This is a genomic window from Paenalcaligenes hermetiae (assembly GCF_039543645.1).
GTDB lineage: Bacteria > Pseudomonadota > Gammaproteobacteria > Burkholderiales > Burkholderiaceae_B > Paenalcaligenes > Paenalcaligenes hermetiae.
The window spans coordinates 455,473-475,053 of the sequence record NZ_BAABKD010000009.1; the positions used below are offsets into that span (position 1 = coordinate 455,473).

Annotated in this window: 20 protein-coding genes; 4 read left to right on the forward strand and 16 right to left on the reverse strand. The window is 46.3% G+C overall.

Features of this window, described 5'->3' with window-relative positions:
- Window positions 1–199: 199 nt before the first annotated feature.
- The 14 genes from ABD980_RS07905 to ABD980_RS07970 all read right to left on the reverse strand — a co-directional run bounded on the left by ABD980_RS07905 (window position 200) and on the right by ABD980_RS07970 (window position 15,590).
- Complete coding sequence (locus tag ABD980_RS07905) at window positions 200–3,238, reverse strand: WG repeat-containing protein (RefSeq protein WP_345370822.1); 3,039 nt, start codon at window positions 3,236–3,238, stop codon at window positions 200–202.
- Window positions 3,239–3,441: 203 nt separating this feature from the next.
- Entirely contained in the window at window positions 3,442–4,260 is an 819-nt protein-coding gene (locus ABD980_RS07910) for a hypothetical protein (protein ID WP_345370824.1), read from the reverse strand.
- Window positions 4,261–4,685: 425 nt separating this feature from the next.
- Window positions 4,686–5,258 (reverse strand): hypothetical protein, encoded by a 573-nt coding sequence (locus ABD980_RS07915; RefSeq protein WP_345370826.1) that lies wholly within the window; start codon window positions 5,256–5,258, stop codon window positions 4,686–4,688.
- A gap of 231 nt (window positions 5,259–5,489) precedes the next feature.
- Complete coding sequence (locus tag ABD980_RS07920) at window positions 5,490–6,803, reverse strand: hypothetical protein (RefSeq protein ID WP_345370828.1); 1,314 nt, start codon at window positions 6,801–6,803, stop codon at window positions 5,490–5,492.
- Between the two features lie 388 nt (window positions 6,804–7,191).
- Window positions 7,192–7,503 carry an ArsR/SmtB family transcription factor gene (locus tag ABD980_RS07925; protein WP_345370830.1) on the reverse strand — a complete coding sequence of 104 codons (312 nt, stop codon included), beginning with the start codon at window positions 7,501–7,503 and terminating at the stop codon, window positions 7,192–7,194.
- A 53-nt stretch (window positions 7,504–7,556) separates the two neighbouring features.
- Window positions 7,557–8,291 carry an arsenical resistance protein ArsH gene (gene arsH, locus ABD980_RS07930; RefSeq protein ID WP_377536093.1) on the reverse strand — a complete coding sequence of 245 codons (735 nt, stop codon included), beginning with the start codon at window positions 8,289–8,291 and terminating at the stop codon, window positions 7,557–7,559.
- Between the two features lie 23 nt (window positions 8,292–8,314).
- Window positions 8,315–9,604 (reverse strand): arsenic transporter, encoded by a 1,290-nt coding sequence (locus ABD980_RS07935; protein ID WP_345370832.1) that lies wholly within the window; start codon window positions 9,602–9,604, stop codon window positions 8,315–8,317.
- Window positions 9,605–9,664: 60 nt separating this feature from the next.
- Window positions 9,665–10,174 carry an arsenate reductase ArsC gene (locus ABD980_RS07940; RefSeq protein ID WP_345370834.1) on the reverse strand — a complete coding sequence of 170 codons (510 nt, stop codon included), beginning with the start codon at window positions 10,172–10,174 and terminating at the stop codon, window positions 9,665–9,667.
- A 126-nt stretch (window positions 10,175–10,300) separates the two neighbouring features.
- Window positions 10,301–10,546: a transposase gene (locus ABD980_RS07945; protein WP_425571456.1), complete on the reverse strand. Its 246-nt coding sequence runs from the start codon at window positions 10,544–10,546 to the stop codon at window positions 10,301–10,303.
- A 118-nt stretch (window positions 10,547–10,664) separates the two neighbouring features.
- The gene (locus ABD980_RS07950; RefSeq protein ID WP_377536091.1) at window positions 10,665–12,926 is read right to left on the reverse strand and encodes a heavy metal translocating P-type ATPase; all 2,262 of its coding nucleotides are present in this window, start codon (window positions 12,924–12,926) and stop codon (window positions 10,665–10,667) included.
- A 179-nt stretch (window positions 12,927–13,105) separates the two neighbouring features.
- Window positions 13,106–13,522: a DUF411 domain-containing protein gene (locus ABD980_RS07955; protein ID WP_345371150.1), complete on the reverse strand. Its 417-nt coding sequence runs from the start codon at window positions 13,520–13,522 to the stop codon at window positions 13,106–13,108.
- A 59-nt stretch (window positions 13,523–13,581) separates the two neighbouring features.
- Complete coding sequence (locus ABD980_RS07960; protein ID WP_345370838.1) at window positions 13,582–14,070, reverse strand: c-type cytochrome; 489 nt, start codon at window positions 14,068–14,070, stop codon at window positions 13,582–13,584.
- A 79-nt stretch (window positions 14,071–14,149) separates the two neighbouring features.
- A complete protein-coding gene (locus tag ABD980_RS07965; RefSeq protein WP_345370840.1) occupies window positions 14,150–14,800 on the reverse strand; it encodes a peptidoglycan DD-metalloendopeptidase family protein in 651 nt (216 codons plus the stop codon).
- 307 nt (window positions 14,801–15,107) lie between these two features.
- Window positions 15,108–15,590, reverse strand: coding sequence for a hypothetical protein (locus ABD980_RS07970; RefSeq protein ID WP_345370842.1), 483 nt, complete (start codon window positions 15,588–15,590; stop codon window positions 15,108–15,110).
- Window positions 15,591–15,808: 218 nt separating this feature from the next.
- Between ABD980_RS07970 and mntP the strand changes: the two genes are divergently transcribed.
- Window positions 15,809–16,372: a manganese efflux pump MntP gene (gene mntP / locus ABD980_RS07975; RefSeq protein ID WP_345370844.1), complete on the forward strand. Its 564-nt coding sequence runs from the start codon at window positions 15,809–15,811 to the stop codon at window positions 16,370–16,372.
- 24 nt (window positions 16,373–16,396) lie between these two features.
- On the opposite strand, the gene ABD980_RS07980 is transcribed toward mntP, so the two are convergent.
- A complete protein-coding gene (locus ABD980_RS07980) occupies window positions 16,397–16,675 on the reverse strand; it encodes a DUF2933 domain-containing protein (RefSeq protein ID WP_345370846.1) in 279 nt (92 codons plus the stop codon).
- 200 nt (window positions 16,676–16,875) lie between these two features.
- On the opposite strand from ABD980_RS07980, the gene ABD980_RS07985 reads away from it, so the two are divergent.
- Window positions 16,876–17,076, forward strand: coding sequence for a heavy-metal-associated domain-containing protein (locus tag ABD980_RS07985; protein WP_018574355.1), 201 nt, complete (start codon window positions 16,876–16,878; stop codon window positions 17,074–17,076).
- Between the two features lie 91 nt (window positions 17,077–17,167).
- Here the strand turns inward: ABD980_RS07985 and ABD980_RS07990 are convergent, their stop codons facing one another.
- A complete protein-coding gene (locus ABD980_RS07990; protein WP_345370848.1) occupies window positions 17,168–17,503 on the reverse strand; it encodes a four-helix bundle copper-binding protein in 336 nt (111 codons plus the stop codon).
- Between the two features lie 342 nt (window positions 17,504–17,845).
- Between ABD980_RS07990 and ABD980_RS07995 the strand changes: the two genes are divergently transcribed.
- Entirely contained in the window at window positions 17,846–18,667 is an 822-nt protein-coding gene (locus tag ABD980_RS07995) for a class I SAM-dependent methyltransferase (protein WP_345370850.1), read from the forward strand.
- A gap of 277 nt (window positions 18,668–18,944) precedes the next feature.
- Window positions 18,945–19,559, forward strand: coding sequence for a cytochrome c biogenesis heme-transporting ATPase CcmA (gene ccmA, locus ABD980_RS08000; RefSeq protein ID WP_345370852.1), 615 nt, complete (start codon window positions 18,945–18,947; stop codon window positions 19,557–19,559).
- Window positions 19,560–19,581: the final 22 nt, after the last annotated feature.

Below are 19,581 nucleotides of genomic sequence, written 5' to 3' on the forward strand. Positions count from 1 at the left end.
TGAGAGCTAGCCTTCCCCCTTAGAAGTAAAAACTGCACGTTAACTCTATCCTTATTTCCTCTAGCATCATGGTTCTTAACATAGCCATACCCTATTTTAGGTCATAAGACATCCTATGCTTTACAAGTAACAAGGTTTAATTTGAAATCAGAGCTGTGTCTAACTATATTTCACGACCAGTTGCTTACTACTTAATAACCTAAAATTCCTTTTCATCAAAGGCTATCCTGGCATGAGCCACTACTGGCAACACCTCATTGCGCTGATCATCAAACAGCCCTACATGGTTTTTTTTAATTGCACCATATCTGGGCACATCATTATATAAAAACAGGGTTTTATACTCAGGCGCTAACCGCTCGGTGCCTTGCCAATCGTATATCCCAAAAGAATCATTACGCCGTACAGGGTCATAAGCACCAACAATAATCTCCTGTTCAGCAGCACGAATCAACGGGGCTTCGTAGGAGTCCGGCGAAGACCATGTCATAATAGGATCTGAAAAAATAGGCTCACCATCGGGGCGTAGATAAATCGTTTCCCAGAAACGTTTTTTATTTTGCCGAGACAACGCGATAAACCCCGAATCATTTCGTAAGGCCAGATCATAATCCAGCGGAAAAATCTCTTTTCCTTTGTCATTGATCACGCCAAATTTATCGTCATTTTCTACAATGATCAAACCATTGCTTGCGTCACCAATAAGATCATAAGGCGCACTGATGATTTTCTGTGCCTGTGCATCATATAAGAAGCTTTTCTCATCTTTGAATACCGCCCACAGCCCCTCTTGGGCCAGCGGCTCGTACTCTTTAAACGGTAACTCAATCATCTTTTGCTGCGCAGCATCCCACCAATGATAAAGGCTTTCTCCTTCTTTCTGTTGCTCATAAGGGAGTCGTAAAAGCATGATCTTATCCGTTTTGACAGGGTCAATCCATGCATAGCGAGGTGGAACTAACTCTTTGCCAGTACGTATATTAATCAAGCCATAACCGCTGTCTTGCTTAAAAGACAGTAGCTCTGGCAGCTGTAAACTTAATGAGTCATATACCGGTGGGAGCACCTCTGTGCCATCAAGCTTATAAAGTCCGCTCATCCCACCCTTCTCTACCAAAATATAGGGATGCTCGGCGTGCTCTGGCGCCCAATAACGAATATTGTCAAATGTGGGCTCAACTAAAACCCCCTCATCCGCGAAATACCAACCACGTAATTTTCCTTTGTGTACTTTGAGTACATTGGTATCTACCCATTCATTGGATTCGTCCTTGCGGGCTTCAATACTATAACCATCATATTGTGCTGGCACTAATACCGTCCCGCTTAAATCACGCAGTTCTACCTGGCCCTTCTTATTATGGTGAACAAGGAAATAATCCTGTCTTAAGCGGCTGATGTACTCCGCCCGCTGCCAAGGCACGACATCAGCACCTGATGCATCCAGAATTGCGCGCTTGTCCTCCTTTGCCACCTCTATATAGAGATTTTGACCGGAATAATTATCAAGCTCGTAAACCCCCGTTAATTCAAAATCCGTGAGTTGCTGACCAGCCCTATTAAACAAGGCAAAGCGTCCCCCTTTTTTAAGGGCCATAAAGTCATTTAACACAAGAACGTCATCGTAATCCTTATTAAAATAATGTGTTCCTGTACCTAAATGAATCAACAATTCTTGCCCATCACGCTGCAAATTTACCACCCACTGATCACCACGCATAAAACGATGCTGAGGAAATTCATACTCAAAGGGCAGCCATAGCTGCCCGTCAAACCCTACCAGCCCCCAGTGGCCGTCCTTTTTGGCATAAAAGTATTCCGGCTTTGAACCACACCCCCCGCAATAACTGATCTGATCAAATTTGGTAGGAATCACGAGCTCTCGTGAGCCCCCTTCATAAACGCCCCACTGCCCCTTTTGTTGTACAGCAAAAAAATTTTGGAACCCAAATGACCGTACATCCTGATATTTAGTAGGGACCAACTCCTTACCTTCGAAAGAAAATAAGCCCACCAGCCCATCTTTATAAGACTTTAATATTTGGCAGGGTCTTTTTTCCAAATAATCATAGTCAGCCTCTATCAACCATTGTCCCGTATGCGGATCTACCAACCCCATTTTTTGATCACGCGCCACTAAATAGTGCGCTATGACACCCTCATCAAAAGAGTTCAACTGATAGCAGCCTCTTTGCTGAGCAGTCAGCACAGTATCTAATTGATGATCGAACAGACGCTCGCCCTGCGTATTAATATAAAAGGTCTTCCCAGCTTGCTCCACACGAGCCAACCCACCCTGAAAAACGGACACGGCATCATACGCCTTGGGGCTACTCGCCATTAGCATCTCTAGAAAGCCAGCCTGCTGACGCTCTACTTCCGTTAATGACGCCTCGGCTTTATCATCCCGATTCGCTGAAATCTCCGCATTTTCTTGTGCCGCACCTTGCTTATCAGGCATAGGTAGGTCATAAGTATGCCGCTCTGCCATCTTTTCCTCGCGCACCTCCTCCCAAAGAACCACATTAAAACTATCCTCAGGAGCACGTAATAACGCAGCAGAATCGATGGGACGGATACTGATGGCCTCTTTATTAACTCGTAATTGGTGCCCCTCTATAGACATGCTACTTGACTGTTTTAACGCATACCCTGACACACCCAAGCCTTTGAGTTGATAAAACCACGAAGGTAGCTCAGAGCTCACCCAATACAGCACCTCTGCGATGCTCTCATCGTCGTCTTGCTCATCCCAATAACGAACCTGCTCTACCTCAAAACCTAAAATAGGATCATGCGCTTGAGTGGTTGTTTCCACATGTGCCCATTGACTGTCATGAGCGCCATCACCTAGAGCATCATTCTGGTATTGCGCAAATGTGAACTGGTAAATCACAGGGTCACCAGTGTGATACACAAATAGCGCATCAGCGGATTGATCATAAATAATATTTTCACCTTCTACCTCGGAATCAAAGTGGTTATATACTGCATCCGAAAAGCGCTCGATAATCCTTTTCTCTGCCAGCGAGGTATTTAATGCCTGAATATCAGCAACAAAATCTGGGGCGGCCGTATCCTCTTCCAGCAAGGTCACATACACACGTGAAACCACCTCCCAAGCGCCGGTGATCTCCTCGGTCGTCCATTGGGGTGACACAGTCTTTGCGTCTGCCCCACTATTTCCCGCATGAGCCTCGTTTTTTTGTGTCCAAATAAAAGGCTGCATTAACAGCATAAAAACCAACAAAAGAACATATGAAAATCGAAAAAAATGGCCATAAATATTATTAATTATCAATTCAACCTCCCCTCTCAATAGCCCACCAAAGCCCTTAATTTTTTAGCATAAGTAATAAGAACGTTGTAAAAATTAAGCAAACAGGACAATAAAAAACAACACCAGATTTATTTGAAAATCGCTATCATTATTATTTTTTATTATCTAGGGCGTTTCCAAGCAGCCATAATATTTTGCCAAAGATAGCTATTCAATTTATAAATCATATAAATCACTATCGGCAGTGTACCCAGTACGGGCAACTTATATTTAAAAACAAAAAATGCTGTAACCGTCCCTGCTAACAAGGCCACCGAGGTCAAAACCCCCATAATGATCGGTAATGGACGTCGAAAAAAATCACCTTTATAAATAAAATGTTTCTCTCGTCCTTGAGATTGATAAGCTCGTCCATTCCAGTCGGTAAAAAGCTTTTCAAAACGCTGCAGCAAAAGCTTAAAAGCTAAAAAATTTTTTTCTTCTTCATCTATCCAGGTCATCAGCATCACATCAGATATGCTTTCAGGAGGCTTGTGACTTGTTCTCAAATCTAATGCATAATGCAGTACTCGATCAACACAATAAATTACAATGCGATTATTACTGACTAAGTTATCCTGACGAAACTCATAACGAACAACATCTCGGCAGTGCACTTTGCCATAACGCTCCGAGACGAAATAATCCTCGTAAAAACTCACCGTATCCACGCGAGCAAAGATCCACGTTACTAACTTGTCTGCATAAAAAAAGAACTTAGCAAGCAAATATAAACAAATAGCAATAACAATCCATAATCCGATAATAAATAACCAAGGGTGCTTCTCTTCAAGTCCAAACAAGAGAGTTACTCCCGCAAAGAGCACACCTGTCAACACCAAAGTCATCAGACAAAAAATCGCTAGCCCCACAAAAGGGGCCAAATAGAGATGGGCGCGATAGGTAAAAGTAATACTCTGATTGTTTTTATCAAGCCCCATGGGGCACTCCTCATCTGCATAATTTATACTAGGGGCTGTGATCTGCATTGTACCTATAGGTACTAACTACAAAATCATTTTTTCTTTTCCACAATATGATTTTTTAGGTATTCCACCTTGGCTTTCAAATAAACTAACTAAATCAGTCAAAAAAGCCTTAAAATCTATAGAATGGTATTGATTATAGAAGGAGGAAATTAGTTTATAAGAAACTACAAACTTTTAAAAACCAACTTGCCGGCACGAGCAAACGATTGTATCTTAGCTCCCTGAACACCTATATTTTTTTAAAAAATCATGAAAAGGATCGAAGAATTTTTTTCACCACATCCCAATAAAAAAATTTGAAAATTGTATTTTAATACCCTTTATCACTTATTTTTCTTTCATCAGAAAATAGGGGGTAAATAGCTATATATTAAGCACTAATCATCAACTATTAATGAATCCAGCAATTCTTTAGCTGTATTTATTTTGTATTCCTCTACATAAACTGGCCCAAACTTCTCTTTACCTGCACGGACCTCATCGATAAACTCATCTGTAGAAGCATGATAGACTGACCTTTTCTCAGTAAATTTTCCGGTAAGCAAATCGATGTCCGTAACTACCTTATATCCATGCCCAGGTGGATTGTTTCTATTTTCAATAGTAATTTGACTCAACCGTATTCTCTTTTCCTTCTCATCATAATAAAAATGAGCATCTGTAATCAGCGGAAGATTCATAATGTACAAACGAAAACCCTGCCCTTCCTGAATTAGCTGGTAACTATATATTTCCAAGGGATCAAAAAGAAAAGGAGTACTTACTCCCCGATCGGCTTGTGTGGAAAGCAGGATTTCTAACTGCCCTTTATCTATATCAAACCAAACAGTATCTGTAATACCGTCTTTATCAAGATCAAATTCTAATTTTTGCAGCTGCAATTGCGCCAGAGAAGTATTTATTCCTAAAGCCGCTATAAACAGAAGAGAAAACCAGCTCTTTTTTTTCATATTTACTGATCTTTGGTGGTAGCTCATAATCTATAAGAGCACTGTTTTTTAAATATTATTCAATATATAAATCAAATGCGTCATTGCTGATCAACCCTTAGTACAGCCAGCAAATGCTAGGGTTCGAAAACATCCTAACCACGGAACACGACATCGTACAAGCAAGAGTCACTCTAGCTGCTTAAAAATCAGCATAGCACAATTGGGGCTTCGGCTTATGCTTTTGCCTATCTAAGTAGCATCATCTAACTCAGGATAGCTTTCAACTAAACTTGCCAAAGCTTCCACTACGCTCTTCCCACTACGAATATGCTCAGCAAAATCAATCAAAAACCTTGCTCCGAGACCAAGGAATAAAGCTCGCTCCATAATGTGGCTAACACTCTCTTCAAACCACTCTGCCTCCTCCTCATTGGACTCTGAAAACATCTCCATGACTTCAAGTCCCAGTGTCTGTTCATCTATACCAAAATACTCATAAAAGATATCTCCTAAGGTACCTGCGGGTTGATGATTCGGGCGTTCCCAAGATTTTAAAGTTGTACCCTCTTTTACCTGTTGTTCTAAATATCGTTTAATCTTTCCAGGCAGTGTAGCTGCAGCCTTAGCTTTGCTGTAATAGACTCTAGTTGAAAGAGACGCTGCATCACGTACAACCTTCCAAATCACTGACCATAACTGAGCAATGCTCCATGTTTCTAATGCTGTGCGTAGGATGCTTTTTATTTTGAGATCATCCTCAGCATCTGTCTCAAGACCATGTAGAGAGCACTCTGAAAACAGATAGGCCATGCAGTCTGACACAGCATAATCTAACCATAACTGCAAAATTCGTGAGAGCTGCTTGTGCTCCCGCATTCGTAGCATCTCAAAAAGCGCCTCACCCCTTCCCAAGCTAACATCGGGAACAAGCATGAAAGCAACTCGACTTAAATAAAAGGAAATGCTTTCATCTTCTAATATATATGCACCCTCTAACGCATGGGGTGGATAGTGAGTTAAAACCCCACAGTCATATAATTTTTTTATAAAAAATAGCGTATCTGCTGGAGCTATCCCTGTACTATTACTTAATTTAAATGTACTAGAGGTAAGGCGTGGATTTATTGATTTACTCAACGCCAACAATAACAGGACCTCATCGTCTTTTAAATTTGTATAGTTCAATCTCAAACTACTATTTTTTTCAGTTATTTCATCTAATTTTTCATTTAACCTCTCTACCTCTTTTCTTCTTCTCTCTTCATTATCTTCTTTTTCTTTTTGAATACAGCTCCTACAAACTATTCCTTTTGATGATAAATAGTCTGACCTAGATCTTATAACTTGGTATTCCTCACACCTAGAGCATTGAAACCTCTCATCCCATGCTTTAGATATTTCATTTATGTAAGACACTAGCTGTGAAATATTTTTTATCCCTTCAAAAGGTAGTAATTCACTCACCTTCTCTACAAACTTACCCTCTTCATCTTGTGCCCAATAACGGCTCACTAAAGCTCTGTCAATTTCTTTATCTGAGTAAACTTCAAATCCAATAGTCATAATCCGAACCAGTCAACACTTTGGTAGAAAAAATTTTCACCCCATCCAATTGTGGGCGGCCAAAATAGTTGAAAACTAATGCTCCCTGCCGGTAACTCATCAACTTATGCACGCAAGTAAGCCTCTTACGGCCTATTACTAGACCCGGCAGTAGTGCACAATAAACATATTTCCCTGCACTAAAGTTTCCTGTAGACGGACAAAATAGTTGGGAACTGGGAAGGGTAGAAATGGAAGCTTTTGAGAGTTATTTGAAGGGAAATGACAAAATAGATGGAAACTGGGTGTGGTGTTGTAAGCTAGCGCGAAAATTAAAAATGACAAAATAGTTTGAAACTCTATTTTTTTCTATTATCGACTAGTTAATTAGCTAGTCTATTTCCAATAACTAACATAATTCGGTTTTTGGTTTAGTTTGCTTGTCGCAACACTTCTCCATTAAATATCCCACTAAGCTCATTAATGCCGAGGTATTAGCACGATAGCGCTGAAACCGCCCTTCTTGCTCTACATAGACAAGACCAGCGTGTGTCAGAGTCTTTAGGTGAAAAGATAGATTAGTTGGTGGAATAGCCAGCTGTAAGCTGATTTCTCCGGCCACTAAACCATCCTCACCAAACTGCACCAATAGCTTCACAATATCAAGCCTCAGCTCGGAAGCTAATGCATCAAATTTACTGACCGCCTCTTTTTTATTCATACCTACCTAATCCATTTAATTTCAGGAAAAAACGCTCTCGAAGAGAATAGAAGCTAAATACTACGCTGATTCACCCGCTTGGACAGCTCCTCGGCGCTTTCCTTTCTTTCACTATAGCGGTCGACTAAATAGTCAGCGCATTCACGGGTCAGTAACGTAAATTTCATAAGCTCTTCCATCACATCCACAATACGATCATAGTACGAGGAGGGTTTCATTCGTCCATCCTCTTCAAATTCCAGATACGCTTTAGCCACAGAGGACTGATTGGGAATGGTGATCATCCGCATCCAACGCCCTAAAACTCGCATTTGGTTGACGGCATTAAAGGACTGTGAGCCACCCGACACTTGCATCACCGCTAAAGTTTTACCTTGAGTAGGCCGCACAGCGCCCATTGACAAAGGAATCCAATCAATCTGTGCTTTTAAAATGCTCGTCATCGCCCCGTGGCGCTCTGGGGAAGTCCATACCATTCCCTCTGCCCAAAGCACCAAATCTCGTAACTCTTTAACCTTTGGATGATCCTCCTTCGCCCCATCAGGCTGCGGTAAACCCCGAGGATCAAAAATTCGAGTCTCGGCACCCAATTTATTTAATATCCTAGCTGCTTCTTCCGTTACAAAGCGGCTGTATGAGCGCTCTCGAACAGACCCATAGAGCAATACAATGCGAGGTGGATGTAATGTGATTTCTTTGGGAAATAGTCGATTTAAATCAAGGGACCCTAATAACGACTCATCAAGATTGGGTAAGTCTGAACGTAACACTTTCGTATCCTTTTCCATAAACGCCTGAGCGATTTTTTGCTTTAAGACAAAGCTCCTAAACGTATAGCCAATGCCACCAGAGTAATTAACAAGACCGGAGTGGTTAAAACCACCCCCACTCTAAAGTAATACCCCCAACTAATTGTGGTTCCTTTTTTCGCTAAAACATGCAACCATAACAAGGTAGCTAGACTACCAATAGGAGTAAATTTCGGCCCTAAATCACTACCTATCACGTTGGCATAAATCATGGCTTCTTTAATTACTCCACTGGCAGTAGAGGAATCAATAGAAAGCGCAGTCATTAATACGGTAGGCATATTATTCATAACGGAAGACAACAAAGCAGACAGCACACCTGTACCGATAGCGGCTCCCCATATACCGCCTTCTGCAAATGTATTTAATAACAACGCAATGTAATCCGTTAAGCCGGCATTGCGTAAGCCATACACAACCAAGTACATACCCAGTGAAAAAACAACAATGTGCCAGGGTGCGCCTCGCAAGACTTTATGTATGTTAATCACCTTTCCACGGGCAGCGACCGCCAGTAACAATGCCGCTGCCATCGCTGCCACGGCACTAACAGGTACACCTAAAGGCTCTAATCCAAAAAAACCGATAAGTAATAAAATCAAAACTACCCAACCCGCCTTAAACGTCACTGGATCTTTAATCGCTTTCAGCGGTTCTGATAAATGGGTCAAACTATACGCAGCAGGAATATCTCGCTTGAAAAACACAATCAGCACACACAGGCTTGCTAAGACAGACACCAAATTAACAGGCATCATAATCGCCGCATAATCCGTAAAGCCAATAGAAAAGTAATCCGCAGAGACAATATTGACCAAATTAGACACCACCAATGGCAAACTGGCGGTATCTGCAATAAAGCCTGCGGCCATGACAAAAGCCAATGTTGCTGCCGCTGAAAAACCCATTGCCATTAACATCGCCATCACAATAGGCGTCAAAATTAACGCGGCTCCATCATTAGCAAATAACGCAGCAACCGCAGCACCTAGCAAAATAATTAACGCAAACAACCTAATGCCACTACCCCCACCCCAGCGAGCGACATGAAGTGCTGCCCATTCAAAAAAACCGGCCTCATCCAAGAGCAAACTAATGATAATGACAGCGATAAACGTGGCGGTGGCGTTCCAAACAATTCCCCAAACCACGGGAATATCCGTCCACTGCACCACCCCAAAAGCAAGAGCCACCGCTGCCCCGATTAACGCGCTCCAGCCAATACCCAAACCACGGGGCTGCCAGATCACTAAGGTCAAGGTCAAAACAAAAATCAAAATAGCAACTAACACAACACATTCCTAGGGCATAGACTTTTAGGGGGAAAACACCATGGACAGAAAAAGAGCCAACTATAGCTCTGACAGGTCTCTTGCACTTTGCTGTAAATACGTATGCTCTAGCTTTTCCTTAGGAAGGCTGGTGAGCAGCTCTAACCGACGTCGGATCATCAGCATCGTTTGGTTAAACGCCGCTAATTTTTCCTCTTCTGAGTCACCGAGGTTAGAAGGATCGGAATAGCCCCAATGCGCTGTAGCTGGATGACCCGGCCAAATAGGGCACACCTCACCGGCTGCGTTATCGCACACGGTAATAATCAAATCCATTGTTGGCGCCCCTAGACCAGAGAATGCATCCCAACTTTTACTGTATAGCCCCTCGGTAGACACCCCAGCATGCTGCAATACACGTAACGCAAAGGGATTCGGTTGTTGATTTTCACTAGGATTACTGCCAGCCGAGTATGCTTTGAAGCGCCCACGTCCAATATCATTAAGCAAGGCTTCGGCCAAAATACTGCGGGCAGAATTGTGTGTGCATAAAAACAAAACAGTCAAAGGGAATACCTGGGGCTCATTCATAAGAACTCCGTTAGTCAGTGGTTAACGATACCAATTATTTTAATAGTACAAATATAGTTGAAATGATGTCAATGGGCACAAAAAAGCCTGATCTATAAAATCAGGCTCTTTCTTTAAATAAGTGAGTTAACTAGCTGCCGCCAATACTTTTTTAGGCTCGTCTAGACTGAGAAAAACAGCAAGTTCTAAATCAGAGAGCAAATGATGAACTCGTCCCGTTTTATAAGAATAAATACGGTGGGAACGACCTGATGAAGGGACTTCTTGTACTGTTAGCCATGGAATATAGTCCTTACCATGCCCTTGGCCACGCCCCTCTTTACTACGACGGGCAATTTGTACTTCTGAGAATGAAGAGTTTGCTTTAGCCATAACAAAAGTCCAGTATGCTTTTTCACAGCATAACTGGACCGATTTCAGTTTACAACTATTTTGTCTAGTTTAAGATTTTATTGTCATAGTTTAGATCTATTTTGTTCAGTTTAAGACTTTATTGTCTGCCCACAACCGAGTTGCGTAGGCGCAGCGCATTAAAGACGACGGAAGCGGAACTTAAGCTCATCGCCAGCGCAGCAAACATTGGCGAAAGCAAAAGACCGGTAAATGGATACAGCACACCGGCCGCCAGGGGCACGCCCAAGGCGTTGTAGATGAACGCGAAGCCCAGGTTTTGCTTCATATTCGCAACGGTTTTGTTGGATAGGTTCTGGGCTGTAGAAATGCCGCGCAAGTCGCCTTTCACCAGCGTAATCTGTGCGCTACTCATCGCGACATCAGTTCCGGTTCCCATGGCAATACCCACATCGGCTTTGGCCAAAGCAGGAGCATCGTTAATGCCGTCGCCAGCCATCGCAACAATTCGTCCCTCTGCTTGAAGCTTGCTGACCAGGTCAAGCTTATCAGCTGGTTTCACTTCACCATAAACCTCGTCAATACCCAGGCGCTTCGCGACCGCTTGCGCAGTCGTTACGCCATCGCCAGTGGCCATGATGACGCGTATTCCAGCATCCCTTAATGTTTGCATCGCTTCGGGCGTGCTTTGCTTGATGGGATCAGATACGGCCAGTAAGCCTGCCAACTGCCCCTCTACGGCCAGATACATGACGCTGGCGCCCTGAGCACGAAAGTTTTCCGCCGTATCGGTCAACGTTACGACATCCACGTTTTCATGCTCCATGAGCGCTGTGTTGCCCAGCACCAGAAACTTGCCATCGACCTGACCACGAACGCCAATGCCGCTGCCCGATTCAAAATCATCGACAGGACTTAGGCTCAAGCCTTGTTCGCGCGCGGCGCTAACGATCGCGTCGGCCAAGGGGTGTTCACTTCCCTGGTCCAGGCTCGCCGCAAGGCGCAGCACCTCACTGGCGTCTAGTGTTCCAGCCGATACGGCTTCCTCGAAGGCAGGCCGGCCCTCTGTCAAGGTACCCGTTTTATCCACGATGAGCGTGTCGACTTTGCGCAGATTTTCGATCGCCGCCGCATCGCGAAACAATACGCCCTGCGTGGCACCGCGGCCTGTTGCGACCATGACAGACATTGGTGTGGCCAACCCCAACGCACAAGGGCACGCAATGATGAGTACCGCGACGGCATTGATCAAGCCGTAGACCCAGCTTGGCTGCGGACCAAAGAAGCCCCAGACAAACACGGTGATGATCGCAATCACGACAACCGCCATCACGAAATAACCTGCCACTAAATCTGCCATGCGTTGCATGGGCGCACGTGAACGCTGTGCTTGCGCTACGAGCTGAACAATTTGCGACAGTACTGTTGCCGAGCCCACTTTTTCGGCACGTATCACCAGTGCGCCGGACGTATTCATTGTTGCACCGATCACTTTGTCGCCCGGTCCTTTACTGACGGGTACGGGCTCGCCGGTGAGCATGGACTCATCCAGGGAACTGGCGCCTTCTTCCACAACGCCATCAACCGGTACTTTTTCCCCAGGACGGACACGCAAACGGTCTCCTTCATGGACATGTGTTAGTGGGACGTCCTCTTCTGTTCCGTCAGCGTTGATACGACGCGCCGTTTTGGGTGCCAGACCGAGCAATGACCTGATCGCGGCAGAAGTTTCTGATCGAGCACGCAACTCAAGGACTTGACCGAGCAGTGTCAGGGAAATGATGACCACGGCCGCCTCGAAGTAAACATCCACGCGCCCCATAGACATAAACGTGTCGGGAAATATGCCCGGCGCCACAGTCGCGAGGGTGCTATAGATAAATGCCGCGCCAGTGCCAAGGCCAATGAGGGTCCACATATTGGGGCTGCGGTTGATGACAGATTGCCAGCCACGTACGAAGAAGGGCTGCCCTGCCCAGAGCACCACTGGAATCGACAATACGAGTTCGATCCATGTTTGCGTTCTGATGTCGAACCAGCCAAGCTGGGGGCCGAACATGGCAAGAACGGTCACCACGACGGTAAAAGGCAGGGTCCACCAAAACCGCCGCGAGAAATCTTTCAGTTCGGGATTGTCATCCTCCAGGGTTGGCATCAACGGTTCAAGCGCCATACCACATTTAGGACAGCTGCCCGGATGATCCTGACGAATCTCGGGATGCATCGGACAGGTGTAAATTGTTCCGGCAGCGGCTTCCTCGACGACGACACCGCCCGTTTCCTTTGCCGCGAGGAACTTCTCTGGATCATGTTTGAACGTTTCCAAGCACTTCGTGCTGCAGAAATAGAAGGCTTCTCCGTCACGTTCAAATTGATGTGCGGAGTCTTCCGTTACGTTCATGCCGCACACCGGATCAGTAAGTTGTGAACCAGAGTTCGACGGCTCTACGTGATGATGGTGGGCTTGTTCAAGCTTATTCTGTGTCATTATAAAAACCTTTCCAAGAGAGAACGACGAATGCCGACCTGTACGCGAATATGGGCGTTTTCACGCCTAGGGCGAATACAAAAATACAGCTATTAGTCGCGGGAAAAGGGCTTGCCATTAAAATCAACGGTGACTAAATTTCCGTCAAGGTCGCCCATCCCGGGCGCGTTCAGTGGCATCCCTGGTGCGGAAACACCTTTAACCGAAGCATCGGCAAGAAGTTTATGCACGACATTGGCGGGTACGTGTCCTTCAACAAGCTGTCCTGTGCTCGTCAGCACACCGGTATGGCATGAACTTAGCTCCATAGGCACACCCAGTTTTTTCTTGATTGACACGATATCGGTTGTTTTGATCGCTGTCACTTCAAAGCCGGCATCCTGCATATATTCCACCCACGCGCCACAGCATCCACAATTGGGATCCTGATAAACCGTCATGGCGTTGTCAGTGGCATGCGCCAAGGAAGATGCGGCCGTCATTGCGATTGCTGCTAGCCATAATTTCATGACATCAACTCCAAAAATAATATTTGAATTCTGGTTGAGAAAGCGTTCCACAGGTCCGCTTATCTTCGACTCTGATATTGCAAGGTGGTTTCCTTTTGCGCCTGCAATACCTTTGGTGGCCAACTGCTTTTAATATAGGCAATTACCGCCACAATTTCGTCATCGGTCAAGAGGTTGCCATAAGCGGGCATATCGCTCTCGTAACGCGGCGGAGCTGTTTTCCCCGGTACCAGTCCGTTTTTGACCATATCGAACAGCATGGCGTCAGGGTGATGCCAGGTGTGGCCGGTCTTGTCGTGGGGCGGTGCAGGCAGGCGTCCACTGGCCAGACGTATCCGCCATTCAGGTTGTCCTTGGAGTTCTGCGCCATGGCAAGAGGCACAGTTGTTGGTGTAAATTTCTTTGCCTTGGATCACAAGCGCTTGATCAGAGGGATCAATGAATGCTGGCCCTGAGTCCGTGAAGGATTTATACACGAACACGCCGACACCAAGCACTAGGACACCAATTAAGATAACCATTCCCGTTTTTTTTACGGCTATTACCATTGAACCTATCCCCACTCACGTTGTCGCACAATCAATATAATTATCAGGCTGTCGCTATTCGCGACAGCACAATGTAGCCTCATCGTTGAACGTAGGAGGCCAGCTGTCGTTTTTCTCTAATAGGATCCACCGGCTGATTATTGACGCGTAGCTCATAATGCAAATGAGGGCCACTAGATATTCCGGTTGAACCGACATAGCCAATGATCTGTCCTTTTTCAACGTTGATACCTTTTTTTAGGCCGCTCTTAAAGCGGCTTTGGTGCGCATAGACAGTGGAATAATCATTGTCGTGCTTTATAAAGATCACTTTGCCATATCCATTTTGGATGCCAATGAAAGAGATTTCGCCCTGAGCCGTTGCACGGATAGGTGTACCTCTTGGAGCAGGGTAATCAAGGCCTTGATGACCTACCAACTTGCCCGAAACAGGATGCAGCCGTTGGCCAAAGGTTGAGTTGATATGTGCGCGTTCACTGAGTGGCGTGTTAAGAAACATGTCATTAGAAATTTTGCCCGAATTCCCAATCGAAAATCGCACGGTATCTCCGGCTTGCATGCTGATTTCGCTCGATATAAGTTGCATGTTAGCGAGCATCGCGTGCTTAATCGTGCGAGAGGCTTCGATCGGACTTCCCAGCTGATCATCTGTTGACGGTGCGTTAGACATGGTGGCTAACGCGAAAGTGGGCAGCGCGCTTAAAGCTAAGGCTGAAAGAGTTTTCTTCATAAACAATATCTTCTGGTGTCTCTTTAAGTAAATGTCGGTTTCATACTGTCCGTAGGAAAAGGTATTGTCAAAAGCGAAAGCTCAAACCTGCGATGAGGCGAGTAGAAGAGCCCTGCGTTTACGGATAGAAAGTGGTTTAGCTATCGTGATTGTCGCGCGACTGCGGTTGGCAGTGGGGTTGGGGTCCCAGTTGGGTTACTGCAGGACTGCAGGCGGAGCCTGGCCAATGGCTTGTCGACGTACGATTTCTCGGTGGTCACGTCGATTTACCCATAGGTTGCCAGGTTATGATCCTTAAAATGGATAGTTATTGACTTGGACTATTCGGTGCAGGCATACGATCCATCATCATTTGCATCATTGACTGCATCATGTCCATACGCTTTAGCATCATCGTATGGTGTGCAGCCGATGGTGCATCCGATTGATCTTTAGTGGTTTGGGAATGCATATTGCCCATCATTCCCATACCCTGCATTCGCTCAGAAGCCATTCCCATCATTTTCATGCCTTCCTGCATTAACTCATGGTGCTCGGACATCAGCGCTTGCCGTTCTTCCGGACTGGCTTTCTGAAGCTTTTCGTGAAATGCGTGCATCGTCTGCATGTGTGCATCCATTTTCTTTTCTAACAAAGCAGGGTCCGCAGGTGTCTGCGCGAGCGCTGATGTTTCACCCGTCGCGTTCATATTAGGGTGGTGCGCGTTGTGCTCATCTGCGGTCTGTGCTACCGCTAGCACGCTAGCCGAACTTAAGATGATAGAGGAAACAACTAAACGGATATTATTCATGGCTATGGTTCCTACCTGTAATCAGTTGCGGATTTGATGACTGGATTCACTATACTGATGGCGGTCTTTCACGAAGATGTCGTCGTCATTACAAAGTTGTCATGGGGTGCCCCTTCTTTGCTTATTTATTATTTAATGTCAGGTGAACAGGTGCTTGCCCATGTGCTGCCGGGCCGTATGGGAAAGCCTAGAGGTCGTTCGGCAGGAATCGCTCTCGAATGAATTTCATCTCTACGATGGTCTTGGCGTTGGCCATGTCGACCGACGCATTTGCCGCTAGCGTCGGCAAGGGCGCTGCCCTTCAAAATCCCCGCATCTCAGAAGCACTTAGAACCGGTATTATTTTTGGTGTGATCGAAGCAATCACGCCCTTGATTGGATGGGGACTCGGGTCCATAGCCGCAGAGTTCGTCGCTGACTGGGATCATTGGATCGCTTTCGGTTTGCTTCTGGGTTTAGGGTCATTAATGATACGCAACGGGCTTCGAGCTGAAAAAGCCGAAGCCACTCCTGTGGTTCGTCACTCATTTTGGTTGCTTGCGGCCACGGGATTTGCTACCAGCATTGATGCGATGGCAGTGGGGGTCAGTCTTGCTTTTATCGACAACAACATCCTGATAACGTCAGCGGCCATCGGCCTAATGACGCTTTTAATGGTAACGCTGGGCGTCATGATTGGCCGCTTGGTTGGCAAAGCCGTAGGAAAACGAGCGGAAATCCTAGGGGGGTTGGCGCTAATGGGCGTCGGCGCCACAATTCTGTATGAACACCTCACTATGTAGGATGCCCCATGAGCCTCCCGAGTATCAAATTGCCTTTGAGTGATCCCTAGAGCGTGGACTTTCAGCGACTCTAACTGCTTCCGGGATTGGTATCGGCTCACTTTTATTTATCCCGTTATCCGTGTGGTGCGAGTGCATGCTTTTCATCATTAAAAACATCATCAGCGGACACAGTAAGAGAAACAGGAACGGACTTATTGCCAAAATCAGCTCACGGGCAGCAGGAAAGGTCGCATAGCCTACGATCGCCACTGCAGCCAGACCAAGTCCGGCTTTCAACATTGTTTTCATATCGCATTTCATTGTCGATTCTCCTTGCTGTTACGTTCGTAATGTTGAATCAAAAACTTAACCACGAATCTACTTTAGAGCTTCGCAGCTGTCAGGGAGATTGCATCGGTATTACATCTTTGTCATTTCTAACGCTAACTGCCGGGTGTTGACCTTGCCATGCTGGGAAGGTTTATACTGATGTCATGTTCAACGACAAACAAGGAACGACAATGCTTGAGTTTGAAGTAAGCGATATGACCTGCGGGCACTGTGTGAGTACGATTACGGCGGCTGCTCAAAACGTCGCACCCGAAGCTACTATAACGACCAACCTCTCTGGGCGCGTTGTACGTGTGGAAGGCAACTTCGACGCCGACGCGATCGAGCAAGCTATTCGCGAGGCAGGCTACAGCCCCACGCTGAAAGCATAGAAAGAAGGGCCAGTCGCAATCGGCGCACGGCTGGCCTTTTATTGACTCCGTTTATGTCACTTCGGGGTCAGCGTTTCTGCTGTCGCGCTATTCAAGCCATCTGTGCCATGCGTCTGCATTCCTCGGCACACCTGCGACACGCCTCGGCACAACGCTGGCAGTGATTCATTTGATGTTTGGCGCATTCTTCCGCGCAAGCTTGGCAAACCTCTGCACAAAGACGGCAAATAGCCTGAGCAAACTCACTGCCTCTAGCCATATAACTGGCCGCGACGCGGCAAATTTCAGCGCAATCCAAATCCAACTTTATGCATCGTGCCATGCTCCTGACGTCTTGCTCATCAAGGCAGGACACCGCACAATGATCACACGCAGCAGCACACGCATAACACGCGTCAATACAAGATTTAAATTTCTCATGAGGCATATTCATCTCCATAGAACTTGAAGGAAATTAGTCGTATGTAGCTCAGCAAAGTGCGCCACCTCCTCGAACCAGCAAGTCCAATGCCATCGCAAGGGTAGGCCAAAGCACTAGCTTCTCACTGGGAAGCACATCTCTAACGCATGACAAAAGAGTAATAACAGAGTCATCGTCCGGTCAGCGCGTAGTCAATATAGTTAGTTAGGCATCTTTACCTGAATGCAGTGTTCTTTGGTCATATTGGAAGGTTCACTACCGTCGGGCCCCACGTTTCTACTGCCTCATTGCATTTGCGCTTTCTCTTTCGTGGTCTTAACCTATTGAAAAACAACATATAAGATGATTATGAGCACTCAAGACATTCAACAAAATGACAATCCTGCAGAAGTGTACGAGCGCTACCTTAGTCGCCCCATTGCAGATCCCTGGACACGCGTACTAATTGATCTGGCAAACCCACAATCGGGTGAGCGCGTACTGGATCTTGCGTGTGGCACCGGCAGTGTTGCCAGGCAAGTGGCGCCCATGGTCGGTTCGTCCGGACAAATTCTTGCTGTGGACATAAACCCAGCAATGCTCCAAGTTGGCCGTGCACAACCCCAACCTGCAGGAGCAGTCATTACGTGGCAAGAAGGCGATGCGACCAAACTGAACCTTCCGGACAAGGATTTTGATCTTGTGTTGTGTCAGCAAGGATTCCAGTTTTTTCCGAATCGGCTCGCGTCGGCCAAGGAGGCTAGACGCGTACTCCGAGAAGAAGGAAGAGCCATTATTAGTGTGTGGCAGGCCCTGGAAAGGCACCCGCTTCACGAAGCCTTATTCACAGCGGTCGCACATCATCTTAATGTTTCGGTTACCGATGTTGACGTCGCTTTTTCATTATCAAATCCAGACGAGCTTTATGCATTGCTGCACAATGCCGGCTTTGATCGCGTCGAAACCACGACCCGATCATTGTCGATTCGGATGCCAGACCCTGAAAAGTTTGTTCATTATTCGATATTGGGTGCAGCGACGTCCGTGCCGGCGTTTGCGTCTATGTGCGCCCCGGAGCGCTTAGCTCTGGTGGAGAAAGTGGAAAAGGCAACGCGTCTTATTGTGGAACGCTTCACGTATGGGGATTCCGTCATCTTCCCGATGGAAGCGAACATTGCAATCGCAACGTAGCCCGAAGTCGACGCACTGAGAGTCGGCAGGGCAGTATTGACCTGGCTAACCGGCGTGAACGCCCACACATGAAACGATGCATATTGCAGCATGACAATTTTGTAATCGTGCAGTCATGGTCTCGTCAGTAGCGTAAGACTAAAGTCCCATAACCGATGTCGCAGCACCTCTTAGCGGACATTCTCAAGGCGTGGCTGTAACACACCACGTCTTCAGTGCTCTTTTATAAAAATGTCGAGCGCAACGATCACTAAAACATAGCAAGTAAGGAGAGGCAGTGCTTGAAGTGAGTAATCTGGACTGTGTTCGTGGTGAACGCCGCCTATTTCATGATGTGAGTTTCCTTCTAAGGTCTGGCGAGGGCCTCCTCATCACCGGCGAGAACGGAAGCGGCAAAACAAGCCTTTTACGCATGCTTGTCGGGCTGACACCGCCCTTTGCAGGAACGATCAACTGGAAGACCAGATTAATTAAACATTTAGGGGCCGAGTACCGCCGAGAGCTGCTTTATTGCGGCCATCCATTGGGACTGAAAGACAGCTTAAGTGCCACCGAGAACCTGCAGTCCATCGCTTCATTAGTAAACGAACCGGTTGAACTGTCGGTTGTGCAGGATGCTTTGGAACGCATAGGATTGCAAGGCTGTGCCCATATGCCGGTGCGAGCCTTATCCCAGGGTCAGAAACGACGTGTCAGCCTCGCGAGATTATTTCTCTCCAGGCGCACTCTGTGGGTCTTGGATGAGCCCTTGACGGCTTTGGACACCAAGGCAAGTCAGCATGTTGCACAAGCGGTCGATAGGCATCTTGATGATGGCGGTATTGCGGTAATTACCACCCATCAAGATATGGCCCTGGCCAGCCCGTTGCAAACAATGCGGATAGGGGCATGAAAGACGCCTTCGGTCTTTCTGC

Coding starts and splice junctions, on each gene's coding strand:
- ABD980_RS07980 (WP_345370846.1), bottom strand. CDS start 16,675: ATGAAATGCGATATGAAAACAATGTTGAAAGCCGGACTTGGTCTGGCT.
- ABD980_RS07940 (WP_345370834.1), bottom strand. CDS start 10,174: ATGAATGAGCCCCAGGTATTCCCTTTGACTGTTTTGTTTTTATGCACA.
- ABD980_RS07970 (WP_345370842.1), bottom strand. CDS start 15,590: ATGAATAATATCCGTTTAGTTGTTTCCTCTATCATCTTAAGTTCGGCT.
- ABD980_RS07920 (WP_345370828.1), bottom strand. CDS start 6,803: ATGACTATTGGATTTGAAGTTTACTCAGATAAAGAAATTGACAGAGCT.
- ABD980_RS07925 (WP_345370830.1), bottom strand. CDS start 7,503: ATGAATAAAAAAGAGGCGGTCAGTAAATTTGATGCATTAGCTTCCGAG.
- ABD980_RS07915 (WP_345370826.1), bottom strand. CDS start 5,258: ATGAAAAAAAAGAGCTGGTTTTCTCTTCTGTTTATAGCGGCTTTAGGA.
- ABD980_RS07990 (WP_345370848.1), bottom strand. CDS start 17,503: ATGCCTCATGAGAAATTTAAATCTTGTATTGACGCGTGTTATGCGTGT.
- ABD980_RS07995 (WP_345370850.1), top strand. CDS start 17,846: ATGAGCACTCAAGACATTCAACAAAATGACAATCCTGCAGAAGTGTAC.
- ABD980_RS07985 (WP_018574355.1), top strand. CDS start 16,876: ATGCTTGAGTTTGAAGTAAGCGATATGACCTGCGGGCACTGTGTGAGT.
- arsH (WP_377536093.1), bottom strand. CDS start 8,291: ATGGAAAAGGATACGAAAGTGTTACGTTCAGACTTACCCAATCTTGAT.
- ABD980_RS07960 (WP_345370838.1), bottom strand. CDS start 14,070: ATGGTAATAGCCGTAAAAAAAACGGGAATGGTTATCTTAATTGGTGTC.
- ABD980_RS07965 (WP_345370840.1), bottom strand. CDS start 14,800: ATGAAGAAAACTCTTTCAGCCTTAGCTTTAAGCGCGCTGCCCACTTTC.
- mntP (WP_345370844.1), top strand. CDS start 15,809: ATGAATTTCATCTCTACGATGGTCTTGGCGTTGGCCATGTCGACCGAC.
- ABD980_RS07955 (WP_345371150.1), bottom strand. CDS start 13,522: ATGAAATTATGGCTAGCAGCAATCGCAATGACGGCCGCATCTTCCTTG.
- ABD980_RS07905 (WP_345370822.1), bottom strand. CDS start 3,238: ATGCTGTTAATGCAGCCTTTTATTTGGACACAAAAAAACGAGGCTCAT.
- ABD980_RS07950 (WP_377536091.1), bottom strand. CDS start 12,926: ATGAACGTAACGGAAGACTCCGCACATCAATTTGAACGTGACGGAGAA.
- ABD980_RS07910 (WP_345370824.1), bottom strand. CDS start 4,260: ATGGGGCTTGATAAAAACAATCAGAGTATTACTTTTACCTATCGCGCC.
- ABD980_RS07945 (WP_425571456.1), bottom strand. CDS start 10,546: ATGGCTAAAGCAAACTCTTCATTCTCAGAAGTACAAATTGCCCGTCGT.